This is a genomic window from Verrucomicrobiia bacterium (assembly GCA_036405135.1).
Lineage (GTDB): Bacteria > Verrucomicrobiota > Verrucomicrobiia > Limisphaerales > JAEYXS01 > JAEYXS01.
This window is the reverse complement of sequence record DASWYF010000036.1, coordinates 64,943-77,819: the sequence shown is the minus strand read 5'-3', so window position 1 is coordinate 77,819 and position 12,877 is coordinate 64,943. Positions and strand designations below refer to the sequence as shown.

At 57.1% G+C, this 12,877-nt stretch carries 12 protein-coding genes; all 12 read left to right on the top strand.

Annotation, left to right across the window (positions count from 1 at the left end; genetic code table 11):
* Positions 1-2: 2 nt before the first annotated feature.
* Positions 3-503, top strand: a complete 501-nt coding sequence (locus VGH19_17695) for a hypothetical protein (GenBank protein ID HEY1173207.1) — start codon at positions 3-5, stop codon at positions 501-503.
* Positions 504-514: 11 nt separating this feature from the next.
* Positions 515-1,435 (top strand): 16S rRNA (cytosine(1402)-N(4))-methyltransferase RsmH, encoded by a 921-nt coding sequence (gene rsmH / locus VGH19_17690; protein HEY1173206.1) that lies wholly within the window; start codon positions 515-517, stop codon positions 1,433-1,435.
* An 8-nt stretch (positions 1,436-1,443) separates the two neighbouring features.
* Complete coding sequence (locus VGH19_17685; protein HEY1173205.1) at positions 1,444-1,827, top strand: hypothetical protein; 384 nt, start codon at positions 1,444-1,446, stop codon at positions 1,825-1,827.
* A 93-nt stretch (positions 1,828-1,920) separates the two neighbouring features.
* The gene (locus VGH19_17680; GenBank protein ID HEY1173204.1) at positions 1,921-3,816 is read left to right on the top strand and encodes a penicillin-binding protein 2; all 1,896 of its coding nucleotides are present in this window, start codon (positions 1,921-1,923) and stop codon (positions 3,814-3,816) included.
* 12 nt (positions 3,817-3,828) lie between these two features.
* Positions 3,829-5,313 (top strand): UDP-N-acetylmuramoyl-L-alanyl-D-glutamate--2,6-diaminopimelate ligase, encoded by a 1,485-nt coding sequence (locus VGH19_17675; GenBank protein ID HEY1173203.1) that lies wholly within the window; start codon positions 3,829-3,831, stop codon positions 5,311-5,313.
* 8 nt (positions 5,314-5,321) lie between these two features.
* Positions 5,322-6,686 carry a UDP-N-acetylmuramoyl-tripeptide--D-alanyl-D-alanine ligase gene (murF, locus tag VGH19_17670; GenBank protein ID HEY1173202.1) on the top strand — a complete coding sequence of 455 codons (1,365 nt, stop codon included), beginning with the start codon at positions 5,322-5,324 and terminating at the stop codon, positions 6,684-6,686.
* A gap of 18 nt (positions 6,687-6,704) precedes the next feature.
* A complete protein-coding gene (locus VGH19_17665; GenBank protein ID HEY1173201.1) occupies positions 6,705-6,890 on the top strand; it encodes a hypothetical protein in 186 nt (61 codons plus the stop codon).
* Positions 6,891-6,899: 9 nt separating this feature from the next.
* The gene (mraY, locus tag VGH19_17660; GenBank protein HEY1173200.1) at positions 6,900-8,057 is read left to right on the top strand and encodes a phospho-N-acetylmuramoyl-pentapeptide-transferase; all 1,158 of its coding nucleotides are present in this window, start codon (positions 6,900-6,902) and stop codon (positions 8,055-8,057) included.
* A gap of 5 nt (positions 8,058-8,062) precedes the next feature.
* Positions 8,063-9,490: a UDP-N-acetylmuramoyl-L-alanine--D-glutamate ligase gene (gene murD / locus VGH19_17655; GenBank protein ID HEY1173199.1), complete on the top strand. Its 1,428-nt coding sequence runs from the start codon at positions 8,063-8,065 to the stop codon at positions 9,488-9,490.
* A gap of 113 nt (positions 9,491-9,603) precedes the next feature.
* On the top strand, positions 9,604-10,509 hold the full coding sequence (locus VGH19_17650) for a LysM peptidoglycan-binding domain-containing protein (protein ID HEY1173198.1): 906 nt from the start codon (positions 9,604-9,606) through the stop codon (positions 10,507-10,509).
* A gap of 11 nt (positions 10,510-10,520) precedes the next feature.
* Positions 10,521-11,660: a putative lipid II flippase FtsW gene (gene ftsW, locus VGH19_17645; GenBank protein HEY1173197.1), complete on the top strand. Its 1,140-nt coding sequence runs from the start codon at positions 10,521-10,523 to the stop codon at positions 11,658-11,660.
* On the top strand, positions 11,660-12,835 hold the full coding sequence (locus VGH19_17640) for a UDP-N-acetylglucosamine--N-acetylmuramyl-(pentapeptide) pyrophosphoryl-undecaprenol N-acetylglucosamine transferase (GenBank protein ID HEY1173196.1): 1,176 nt from the start codon (positions 11,660-11,662) through the stop codon (positions 12,833-12,835). Before ftsW ends, VGH19_17640 begins: the two co-directional genes overlap by 1 nt.
* Positions 12,836-12,877: the final 42 nt, after the last annotated feature.

The following is a 12,877-nucleotide window of genomic DNA, read 5'->3' as shown; positions in this document are numbered from 1 at the left end:
TTATGGAAACAGGTTCGTTGTTAGCTGCATCGAAGACGGTCCGGCGGGCATCCGATGAACCCAGTCCGTTCCGGGTGGATGAGAAGAAGCGTTTGCCGCGCTTTGACGCTCCGTCCCGCGCGACGGAAGAAAAAACACTTTTCCCGGATGCACCCGGGGGAGGAACCGGTGCGGCTTCGGAGTCTTCGGGCTTGGAGCCGCATGCCTCCTCTGTTGCGCAGCCTCAACGAACGTTGCGTGAGACGTTGTTTGGTCAGCGTACGAAAGCGCGGGCTGAGAAGGCGGCGGCGCAGTTCGGCGGTGCCATGCAGCAGGGGGAACTGAAACTCGATCAGGTGAAGGTGATGCGGAACGACCTGAGCGAGACGGATTTCGAACTGGCGGCGCCAAAAGCTCCGACGGTTCTTAACTCGGCGGCAAAGGTGGAGCCGCAGGGTAAGGGTGCAGCCGCGTGGAGCTGGTTGACTGCGAAAATGTTTAGCTTGGGTCGCAAGTGGAAATAAGGCGATGCAACGTGACCGACTTCATCCACATTCCGGTGATGCTGGCGGAGGTGCTATCGGCACTCCAGCCCAGGACGGACGGCCGGTACGTGGACGGGACGCTCGGTGGGGCTGGACACGCAGCAGCCATATTGAGAGCCAGCAACCCGAATGGATGGCTGTTTGGTTGCGATCGAGATGGCGTCGCCGTTGAGGTGGCCAAGACGAGATTGGCAGAATTTTCGGGGCGCTGGGAAATCCAGCGGGGGACGTTTGATCAGTTGGGCAAGTGGTTGGCGCCGGGTAGTTGTGATGGTGTGCTCTTTGACTTGGGGGTGAGTTCGCCCCAGTTGGATATGGCTGAGCGGGGGTTCAGTTTTCAGGCGGATGGTCCGCTCGATATGCGGATGGATACGCGGCAGCCGGTGACGGCTGCGAATATCGTGAATGAATGGTCGGCGGATGAGTTGATGCGGATCTTTCGGGAATATGGTGATGAGCCGCAGGCGAGACGGTTTGCGCGGGTGATCACGGAAGACCGGCCGTTCACGACGACGAAGCAGTTGGCGGATCTGATTGAGCGTGTGTCGCCCCGGGCAGGGCGGAAGGCGCATCCAGCCACAAAGATTTTTCAAGCCCTGCGGATAGCGGTGAATGACGAGATCGGTTGCGTGGAGCGGGGATTGCAGGCGGCCTTTGAAGTGTTGAAGCCGGGTGGCCGTCTGGCGGTGATCACTTTCCACTCGTTGGAAGACCGGACGGTGAAACTGTGGGGCCGGGAAATGGCGCGGGATTACACGTTTCCAGGGGATGTAGACGTGCCCGAGCTGCGGCAGGATTGTGTGCCCAAGATGCGTTGGGTCAGCCGCAAGGCGATTTTACCGGGTGAGCAAGAGCTCGCCCAAAACCCCAGGGCGCGAAGCGCGCAACTGCGGGTGCTGGAGAAAGTTTGAGGTTTAAGATGGCGCGGAATCGGAAAAATGAAGCGGCAGGTGTGCGGTTTGGACCAGCGATCAAAGCGGTCCTGCTGTGCCTGTTCATCGCCGCAGCGGCGATCGGGTTCGTCTGGCAGCAGAGCCAGATCGGGGCCTTGGGCAAGGAGATGAAGGAGCGCGAGACGAAACTTGCAGAATTGAAGCGCCAGAATCAGTTGCGCAACGACCAGTTGCGCTGGATGCGCTCGCCGCAGGTGATCGATGCCCGCGTGCGGGAATTGCAGCTCGGTCTGGTGCCGGTGCAGCCGGCGCAAGTCGTACGGATGGTGGAGCTGCCGTATGAAACGGGACAGGTGACCATGGAGCGTCCGGTGGCTTCCACGGTCAAGGGTGGGCCGATCAATCCATAGTGCTGCCATTCAAATCCATTTTCGCCGCAGTGGTCTGCGAGTGTCCGGCAAGGCCGGGGGCTTCAGGCGGCAATCAATTTAGTATCCCATATCATGCGCAACTCGGTACCATATCGCCGTTTGCTGACACTGGCAGTCCTGCTGGTGACGGCCTTTTGCGCGCTGGGTTACCGCCTCGTTGACCTTCAGGTCATGCGGCACGATGAGCTGCGTGACTGGGCCAAGAACAATACGCAACGCCGTATCCTACTTGAACCCCGTCGCGGTGAGATCCGCGATGTGAAGGGGAATCTTCTCGCCAGTAGCGTCTTCGTCAAAACCATCTGCGCCGATCCGACCTTGCTCGGAACACACGCCCCAGAAGTCGCTCGCGCTATCGCTCCTTTGCTGGAGGTAAACGAGTCTGAGTTGTTGCAACGTTTGCAACCGCGCTTGCGCACGAACGAACTAGGCAACGTGGTGACCAATCGTTACGTCGTTCTGAAGCGCAAGGTGAAGGTGGAGACTTGGCAGTCCATCGTGGACACCATGGCGGACATGAAGTTTGCGGGTATCGACGAAAAGGCGCTCACCAAGTTGGAAAAGGGTTTTTATCGTAACCTGCGTTCCAAAGCGATTTTTCCGGATGTGGTGGATGATCAGTTGCGTTTCTACCCTAATGAAACTCTCGCATCACATATCCTTGGTTACGTCGGCACGGGTGAACGTGAAGTGGACGGCGATAAGGTTATCGAGACTACCGGCATTGAGGGCATTGAGCGCGTGCTGAATACCAAGCTCGCCGGTGTGCGTGGCTGGCGCATGACGGAGACGGATCGCGCCAGACGTGAAGTGGTTCCTTTCCGTGAACAGGAAATCCAAGCGAAGGATGGTTTGAACGTTGTGCTGACAATCGATGCTGGCATCCAGCATATCGTTGAAACGGAATTGGCTGAAGCGATGAAAAAGCACACGCCGATCAGCGCATCTGCCATCGTGGTGCGTCCGAGAACGGGGGAGATTCTGGCGATGGCAACGTTGCCGACGTTCAATCCCAATGATCCGGGTGCATCGCAAGAAGCGCATCGTCGTAACCGAGTCATCACGGACATGTCCGAGCCTGGCTCCACGTTCAAGATTGTGGTGGTGAGCGGAGCATTGAATGAAAGGCTGGTGACTTTGGATGACCGGTTCGATTGTGAAAATGGCCGCTTCTATTACGCCGGCAAGCTGCTCCGCGATCATCACGGTTACGGCATGCTGTCTGTGGAGGAAATCATCACATTCTCTTCAAACATCGGTTCCGCAAAGATCGCCTTCAAGATGGGTGAGCAAGGGCTGTATGATTACGTCAAAGGCTTTGGCTTTGGCGAGCGCACAGGCATTCCGCTGACGGGTGAGGCCCGCGGCATCGTGCATCCGGTAAAGAATTGGAACAAACTTTCCATCTCGCGCATTCCGATGGGGCATGAAGTTGCTTCCACGCCTTTGCAGATGGTGATGGCGATGTCCGCGATCGCCAATAAAGGTAAGCTGATGCGTCCGATGCTGGTTGACCGCTTGGAAGATTCGCAAGGCCATGCGGTGGTGAAGTATCAGCCGCAGATGGTGCGCCAAGCGGTAAGTGAAGAGGCGGCACGTGAGATGGTGACTGCTTTGAAGACCGTAGTCTCCGAAAAGGGCACGGCAGCAAAAGCGATTTTGGAATACTACACCGTGGCCGGTAAGACGGGCACGGCGCAGAAGCCGCCTTACTCGCCGGGTATGTATTTCTCCTCCTTCATCGGGTTCTTCCCGGCGGATAATCCGGAGCTGTGCATCTCTGTGGTGCTGGATGAACCGAAGAACGGTTACTACGGCGGAACGACGGCTGCGCCGTTCTTCCACGGCATCGCTGAGCGTAGCGCCAGCTATCTGAATCTCCGTCCGGAGAAGCCGGTGCCGGATCAGCAATTTACCGATAGCAAACAGAAATCGAAGCCGGGCTTGCTTGCCGCGCGTCGCCACTAATACGCACCCGCCATGCAACTCAAAGAACTGATCAACGACCTTCAGCCCATGAGGGTGGAGGGCAACCTGCAACGCGAAGTGCTGGGCATCACGTATGATTCACGTCGCGTGACGCCGGGCATGGTGTTCGTGGCTGTGCGCGGGCAGAACGTGGACGGGCATGATTACATCGCCAGCGCGATTGATCGTGGTGCGGCAGCGATTGTCTGTGAACAAAATGGATTTTCTTCTTTGCGGGCGGCGAAGGTGAAGGTGACGGATACGCGGGAAGCGCTCGCACGCATGGCGGCGGCTTATTACCAGCACCCGAGCCGCAAGATGAAGATGGTAGGTGTGACGGGCACGAACGGTAAGACGACGGTTTCGTTCCTCGTCAAAAAGATTCTAGAAGTGGCCGGACAGATGACGGGACTCATCGGCACGGTGCGCTATGAGGTGGGTGATCGCATGATCCCGGCGCATCGCACCACGCCGGAGGCGCTGGAAACACAGCAGATGCTTTCGCAGATGCTGCGCTCCGGTTGCAGTGCTTGTGTGATGGAAGTGAGTTCGCATGCGCTGGATCAAAATCGCGTGCAAGGCGTTGATTTCGATGTCTGCATCTTCACGAACCTGACACAGGATCACCTCGATTATCACACGGACATGGAGGCCTATTATCAGGCCAAGAAGAAGCTGTTCAGTCCCATGTTCTCCGGTGACAAGAAGAGCACGGCGGTCATCAATATCGATGACGCTTTTGGCGAACGCCTCGGTCGTGAATCCGAGCTGGAGATAAATCTCAGCTACGGCATGAAAGAGAACGCGAAGCTCCGTGCGGTGAATGTGAAGCTGGGTGCAGCGGAGACGAACTTTACCGTTCTGACGGACACGCAGACTTTTGACATCAAGTTGCCGTTGATCGGTCGACACAATGTTTACAACGCACTCGCTGCGATCGGTGCGGCGCTCGCGCTGGAAGTGAAGGTGAAAGATATCCAGCACGCACTGGCCTCGATCCCTCCGGTGCCGGGTCGCTTGGAAGCAGTGAACATGGGGCAGCCTTTCGGTGTGTTCGTGGATTATGCGCATACCGACGATGCCTTGCGCAATGTGCTTTCGACGATGCGTGAGTTGACCAAGGGCCGTTTGCTCTTGGCGTTCGGATGCGGTGGCAGTCGCGATACGGGCAAACGTGCAAAGATGGGCAAGGTGGCCGCTGAACTGGCGGATTTTACGTTCATCACCACGGACAACCCGCGCAAAGAGAAGCCTGAAGCCATCGCTGCGATGGTGGAGGAAGGATTTCGTTCTGTACGTGCTGATGGATATCAGGTGGAATTGGATCGCAGCCGGGCCATCGATGAGATTATTCGCATGGCACAACCGGGCGATCTGGTGCTCATCGCGGGCAAGGGGCACGAAACGTATCAGGAATTTGAGGACACGGTGGTGCCGTTCGATGACCGCGTGTATGCGCAGGAAACATTGGAAGCGATGGGATATTCCGCCGCTTAAGTGAGACGATGGAAAAACTGATTAAAATCGCTGAAAACTGTGGCGCGAAAATCCAAGGAAACGCGGAGGGAATCGCCAAAGGCGTCAGTACGGATTCGCGCACGGTGGGCGCGGGCGATGTCTTTGTAGCCATCGCGGGTGAGAAGTTTGACGGGCATCAATTTCTGGATGAGGTCGCGAGCAAAGGTGTTGCAGCCATCGTGGCAGAGCAGGGGAAAGTGGCAGCGGGGTGGAATCGTTGCCCGCTAATTCTCGTGTCGAATACACGCATTGCTTACGGGCAAATCGCGGCGGCGTATCGTCAGAGCTTTAACATTCCGGTGACGGCGGTGGCGGGCTCGAATGGCAAAACCACGACGAAGGAACTGATCGCCTCGGTGCTCGGGCAGAAGTTTTCCACGCTGAAGAGCGAGGCGAGTTTCAATAATGACATCGGAGTGCCAGCCACGATGTTGAAGATGACAGTGAAGCATCAGGCGGCGGTGCTGGAAGTGGGCACGAATCATCCGGGTGAGTTGGCACCGCTGGTGAAACTGATTCAACCGAAGTTCGGCGTCATCACGAGCATCGGTCGTGAGCATCTGGAGTTTTTTGGTGATCTGGTCGGTGTAGCGCAGGAAGAAGGTTCACTGGCGGAATTGTTGCCAGCGGATGGACGGTTGTTCGTGAATGTGGACAGCCCGTGGATGGAGCACATCTTGCGTCGTGCTACGTGCCCTGTGGTGATGGTGAGCCAACGGGAAAAAGGTGATTGGAACGGCAAACTCGTGCGTTCGGATTTGAACGGTTCAGAGATCGAAGTCACGGCGCCGAAGGAAGAGTACAGTGGCGTTTACCGGATTCCGTTGCTGGGACGGCATCAGATCACGAATGCGCTTTTGGCTTTGGCAGTGGGTGCGGAGCTGGGCTTGAGTCGCGCGGAATTGAAACTGGGTCTGGCGGCATGTCCCGCACCGAAGATGCGCTTGCAAGTATCCGAACGCAAAGGCGTGACGGTGCTGGATGATAGTTACAACGCGAATGCGGACTCCATGCTCGCAGCCCTGCAAACCTTGGTGGATTTGCCGTGCCATGGACGTCGCGTAGCGGTGATCGGAGACATGGCGGAACTGGGTTCCTCGGCTGCGGCAGCGCACGCGGAGGTGGGGCGTCATGCGGCAGATTTGAAGATCGATGGATTGCTGACCGTGGGACGAATGGGGCAGGTGACGGCCAGTGCGGCCAAGGTGGGCGGGATTCCCTTGGTGAAAGAATGTGCGGATACAGAAGTGGCAGCAGCGGAGCTCAAGCAGTGGTTGCAACCGGGAGATCTGTTGCTGGTTAAAGCCTCGCGCAGCAGCCGCGTGGAGCGGGTGCTGGAAGCGCTGGGTTAAATCTAAAACAGATACGTTATGAGCAGAACAAAAGTCGTGGCCAGTCATGTGCATACTTCGCCTGAAGGTGAGGAGTGGCGTGATGCAGGACTTGCGGAGCGCAGTGAGCGACAGGCGCGCCTGGCGGCCCGGTTGGGTTTGCCACGCTTCGCCATCCGTCTGCTGGGTGAGCGACGGGCGCGGGAAATGACGGGCAAGGGTTAAAGGGTTTGGATGCTGTATTACCTGACACAAGAAATTCTTAAAGCGAGCGCCGGAACATCCTGGGAAGGATACGTTTCGTTCCTGAACGTTTTTCGTTACATCACATTTCGCAGCGCGGGTGCGGCGATCACGGCTTTGCTGCTCAGCCTTTGGCTGGGGCCGAAAGTCATCCGCTGGTTGAAGCAGTTGAAGTTTGGTCAGGATTACTTGGACAAAGCGGAAGAAGGCGGTGACCTGAAATCGCGTCTTAGCAAAAAGGGCACGCCGACGATGGGCGGCCTCATGATCGTGCTGGCGCTAGACATCTCCGCACTGCTCTGGGCACAGATGAATGAGCATATCCTGCTGACGCTTCTCTCCGTAGTGGTGCTGGCGGGGCTTGGGTTTTACGACGATTACGCAAAGATTGCCCAACAAAATAGCAAGGGTGCGGCGGAGCATGTGAAGCTGGTGGTGCAATTCGGGTTGGCCATTTTTATCGCAGTGTATCTGTTCATGCTACCGGATACCAAACGACTGGTCACTGAGATCATGGTGCCGTTCTACAAGTATCCTATCATGAATCCATTCACGGTGACGGCGGCGGTGGTGGGTATTGTGCTCATTGTGCTGACGATCGTTGGCAGCTCCAATGCAGTGAATCTCACCGATGGTCTGGATGGTTTGGCCATCGGTTGCACGACGATCGTTTCCGTGGTGTTCGTGGTGCTGACGTATATCGCAGGTAACATCAAGATCGCGGGTTACTTGCAAGTGCCGTATGTGCCGGGCGCGGGTGAATTGACGGTGTTCTGTGCGGCGATGTTCGGCGCAGGTTTGGGCTTTTTGTGGTTCAACTGCCATCCGGCGCAGGTGTTCATGGGCGATACGGGATCACTCGCACTGGGTGGTGCGCTGGGGATCATCGCGGTGCTGATCCATCAGCCGTTTGTGCTGGTGATCGCGGGCGGTGTGTTCGTGGTGGAAGCGGCTTCGGTGATGATCCAGCGCGGCTGGTTCAAGTATACGAAGAAGCGTTTTGGTGAAGGACGGCGTGTGTTTCTGATGGCGCCGATCCACCATCACTTCGAGCGCAAGGGCTGGTATGAATCGCAGGTGACCACGCGCTTTTACATTTTGTGCATCCTCTGCGCCGTGGTGGCGTTGAGCACATTGAAGATCCGTTAAAGCAGATGAACGATCTGGCAGACAAGTCAGTTTTGGTGATCGGCCTGGGCAAGAGCGGGCTGGCGGCAGCGCATTTCCTGCAGAAGGCGGGCGCGCGGGTCACGGCGGTGGACAGCTCATCCTCGGAGAGCCTGGAGAAACAGGCGGACCAGTTGCGCGCGATCGGCGTGGAAGTGCAGTTGCGTGCGCAGACTGCGCCAACGGGACAATTTGATCTGGGTGTGCTGAGCCCGGGAGTGCCGCCGACGTTGCCTTTAGTTAAGCAAGTGCGCGAAAGCGGTTTGCACGTCATCAGCGAGATGGAGTTGGGTTACCAACACTCCAAGTGTCTGAATATTTCCATCACGGGCACGAATGGTAAGACGACGACGACGGAACTGGTCGAGCGCGTTTTGACGCATTGCCAGAAACGCACGGTAGCAGCGGGCAATATCGGCACGCCATTGACGGCAGTGGTGGAGCAGACGAAGGAGCTGGATCTGGTGACCTTGGAAGTCAGCTCATTCCAGTTGGAGGCCATTCAATATTTCCGTCCGAGCATCGCGGTGTTGATGAACATCACGCCAGATCATTTGGACCGTTACTCCGGGATGGAAGATTATGCGCGGGCCAAGGCGAAGATTTTCGAGAACCAGCAGGTGTTCGATTGGGCCATCGTGCAAAGTGAAGCATTGGCGCAGCTGAAGGCGATCGGTGTGAAGATCCCGTCGAAGGTCATCACCTTCAGCGCTGCGGACGAAAATGCGGATATTTACCTAGACCGTGGCCTGATCATCAGCCGGTTGCCTAACTGGAACGGACCGCTGCTGAACATGGAAGAGTGCCGCCTCATGGGACCGCACAATGCAGAAAACCTGATGGCGACGTTGGCAGTGAGCCGGGTGTTACGGCTGCCGTTGGAAGAGGTCCTGAAGTCACTCAAGAGCTATGTGCCTGCGCCGCACCGATGTGAGGTGGTGGCGGCAATCAACGGAGTGCGTTACGTGAACGATTCCAAGGCGACAAACCCCGACGCGGTGGACAAAGCACTCCAGACGATGCCGGGCGGAAAGACGAGCGATAAGAACGTTTTCCTGATCGCCGGAGGACGCGATAAAGGGTTCGAGTATCACTCCGTCGGACCTCAATTATCGAAGCGCGTAAAGCACGCTTTTTTGATCGGCGAGACGCGTGAAAAACTTCGTGCCTCGTGGAGCCTGTTTACTCCTTGCACGCTCACAAATTCACTGTTAGAAGCGGTTGTTGAAGCTGCCAAACAAGCAGCTTCTGGCGACATTGTTCTGCTTTCACCGGCCTGCTCGAGCTTTGACATGTTTCAAAACTATCAGCACCGGGGTGACGTGTTTCGACAAGCGGTCGAGCATGTTGAGCGCACAATGGCTGGTAGTGGGACAGAATGCCGCCCAATTAGTGGTAGCGGCGAAAAAGAATAAACTGAACTGATAGACCTTTACTTTAAACAATTTGGCACCTGGCGCAGGAAAATCGAAATAAAACGCGCCGGTTGCCAGCCCGAACACCAAAAAACGAAAACTGCCCAACTCTTATGTCAGCAAGCCCAAACCCATTAGTCCCGCAGGGTTCCCTGCAACAACAGTCTGGCACGGCCAAGTCCAAGGTCCGTGTCGCCGTTTTCAGCATCGTCGCCGTGCATGTCGTCCTCTTGGTCGGCGTCTTGATGCAAGGCGGCTGCAAGAAGGACGAGCCGAAGCCCGAAATCACGGCGGATCAACCCACTGCTCCTACGGATCCGTTCCACACGGACCCGGCGGCCTTGGCCCCGTCCAACACTACGGATGCTCCGATCGGCAGCACTCCTGCCCCTGCGGTTGATCCTTTCGCTCAACCGGGAGCGCCGGCTGTTTCCACGCCTGCTACTCCTGCATCGCCAATGGCTGTTTCGCCGAGCGCTCCGACGCCGGGCGTCGTTATGACTCCCGATGTGATTGCTCCTGTGCCGCCAACCACCTTGGACCCGGCACCTTCTTTGCAGCAATATACGATCGCCAAAGGTGACAATTTCTACACGATCGCGAAAAAGAACAACACGACGACGAAGAAGATCATAGACGCGAATCCGAACGTGGATCCCGCCAAGCTAAAGATCGGCCAAAAAATCAATGTGCCAGTTTCTGCTTCGACTCCGGCACCCGCTACGGTTTCCGGTGGGGCGGCACCAGTCGCGGTGTCCTCCAATGGTGGTTCAACGACTACGGTGACACATGAGGTAAAGTCAGGTGACACGCTTTACGGCATTGCCAAAAAATACGGCACAACAGCCAAAGCCATCAAATCCTCCAATGGTTTGAAGACCGATCGCATCAATGTGGGCCAGAAACTCAAGGTCGTCTCCAAGTTGGCTGCGTCTCCCTCGCCAGAGCCTGTGATCTCCGCTCCGGCCTCGGTGCCAGTGGTATCCCCCATCACCCCGTTGCCTCCCGCCACGAACTGATCGCACACTCTATGAGAACTGCCATCACCATATTAATCTTCTGCGTGGGCGCCTTGCTCTCGCTGGGGATGGTGATGCTGTACTCCTCCAGCACGGTGCAGGTAGGTGCGCGCTATCTGGTGATGCAATTGATCTGGTGTGTGGCAGGCCTGATCGGGTGTGTCTTTGTAGCGTCGCAAGACTATCAAAAGCTGAAGAAGTATGTGTGGTGGTTCTATGCTCTGGCAGCCGTGATGCTGGTGCTGGTGCTCATCCCGGGCATCGGCCTGAAAATCAATGGTGCGCGACGCTGGTTTGATCTCGGCGTCGCGCGCCTGCAACCTTCGGAGTTCGCCAAGATCGCGCTCATCTTCATGCTCGCGTGGTATGGAGAGCGCTTTCAACGGCAGATGCCGGGGTTCAAACAGGGTTTGGTCATTCCTGGTGCTTTTGCTGCAGTTCTCATCGGTTTGATCTTCATCGAACCGGATCGCGGCACGGCCATTTTGCTTTCGGCGATCACCTGTGTGCTGTTGCTGGTGGCGGGTGTGCGCATGCGTTTCTTTGTTCCGCCAGTGGTGGTCGGCATTGTCGCTCTCGGATTTTCCATCTGGCATGATCCGATGCGCATGAAGCGCGTCTTCAGTTGGCTCTACCTGGAAGAGAACAAAGAGGGCGTGGGTTATCAGGCCTGGCAGGCGATGATCGCCTTGGGCTCAGGTGGTTGGAGTGGATTGGGCTTGGGCAATGGGCGGCAGAAGCTCGGCTTTGTACCAGAGCATCATACAGATTTCATCCTCTCAATCATCGGTGAAGAATTGGGATTAATCGCTACGATCGGTGTGGTGATCGGGTTTGTGGGCATCGTGGCTTGTGGTGTTTATATCGCGAGCAAGGCCAAGGATACGTTTGGCCGGTTGCTGGCGACGGGTATCACGTTTTTGATCGGGTTGCAGGCGTTCATCAACATCGGGGTGGTCACAAGCGCCTTGCCAAACAAGGGGATTTCTCTGCCGTTCATCAGTTACGGCGGCTCCAATTTGCTGGTGATGCTGACGGCGGTGGGCTTGTTGTTGAGTGTCGCGCGACAAGCTCCTTCGCCGGTGGAAGCGGAAATCAAAGGTACGAGCGATTTGCCGAACGAGGCGCTGGGCACGCCTCAAACTACCTGATGGACGCCAAAACACCAACGCCCTCCATCGTGATCGCCTGTGGCGGCACGGGGGGACACCTCTTTCCCGGTCTCGCAGTGGCCGAGGAACTGTTGATGCGTCGTTGTCAGGTGACGTTGATGGTGTCGCCGAAGGACGTTGATCAGCAAGCGGTGAAAGCGGTGCGAGGGATGGAAATCGTCACGCTCCCGGCCATCGGTCTGCAACGAGGGAAATGTTTTCAGTTCTTTTGGAAATTCTGGCAATCGCGGCAGTTGTGCATGGCGCGGTTCCGCAAGCAGACACCGCATGCAGTGCTGGCGATGGGCGGGTTCACGAGCGTGGCTCCGATTCTGGCGGGCAAGGGTTTTAAGGCGAAGACGTTCTTGCACGATTCAAACACGATTCCCGGTCGGGCGAATCGGTGGTTGGCTCCGAAAGTAGACCAATCGTTCACATGGTTTCCGCAGACGGAAGCGCACTTGAAATCACCCAAGGTGACGAGCGTGGGGATGCCGGTGCGGAACCAGTTCGAGCCTTTGGACCCGGCGGGTTGCAAGACGGCGTTGGGTTTCAATTCGCAGAAACCGTTGCTGCTCATCATGGGTGGCAGCCAGGGCGCACGCGGAGTGAATGAGTTGGTGATGCGGACGTTGCCGAACTTGGCGCTGATGTCGCCAGACCTGCAATACCTGCACCTGACGGGCACGGAAGATTTTGAACGGGTGAAGGCGGCGTATGCGGGGCAGAGGGTGAAGGCGATGGTGTATCCTTTCTTCCGCGAGATGGAGATGGCGATGGGCGCGGCCTCGGTGGCGATCAGCCGGGCCGGGGCTTCTTCGCTGGCTGAGATCGCGGCGATGCGGTTGCCATCAGTGCTGGTGCCGTTCCCGCAAGCGGCGGACAACCATCAGTATCATAATGCGCGGGCGTTCGTGGACAGCAATGCGGCGCGGTTGATGGAGCAGAAGGACGGCAATCCTGAGGCGTTGAAGCTGGTGTTGCTGGAACTGATCGGGAACCGCACGACGCGTGAAGCGATCGGGTTTGCGTTGGCCAAATGGCACACACCGCAGGCAGCGGCGACCATGGCGGAAACAATTTTGCAATCGATACGGCTGAGGCGTGGTGGCGCGCTCAGTAACGGTGCTGGCGTTGGGGCGACGGCAGCAGCGGATGCAGTGGCAGGACGTTGAATTAAACCGACGGATACTGACGGGGCGTCAGTGATAAGGCAG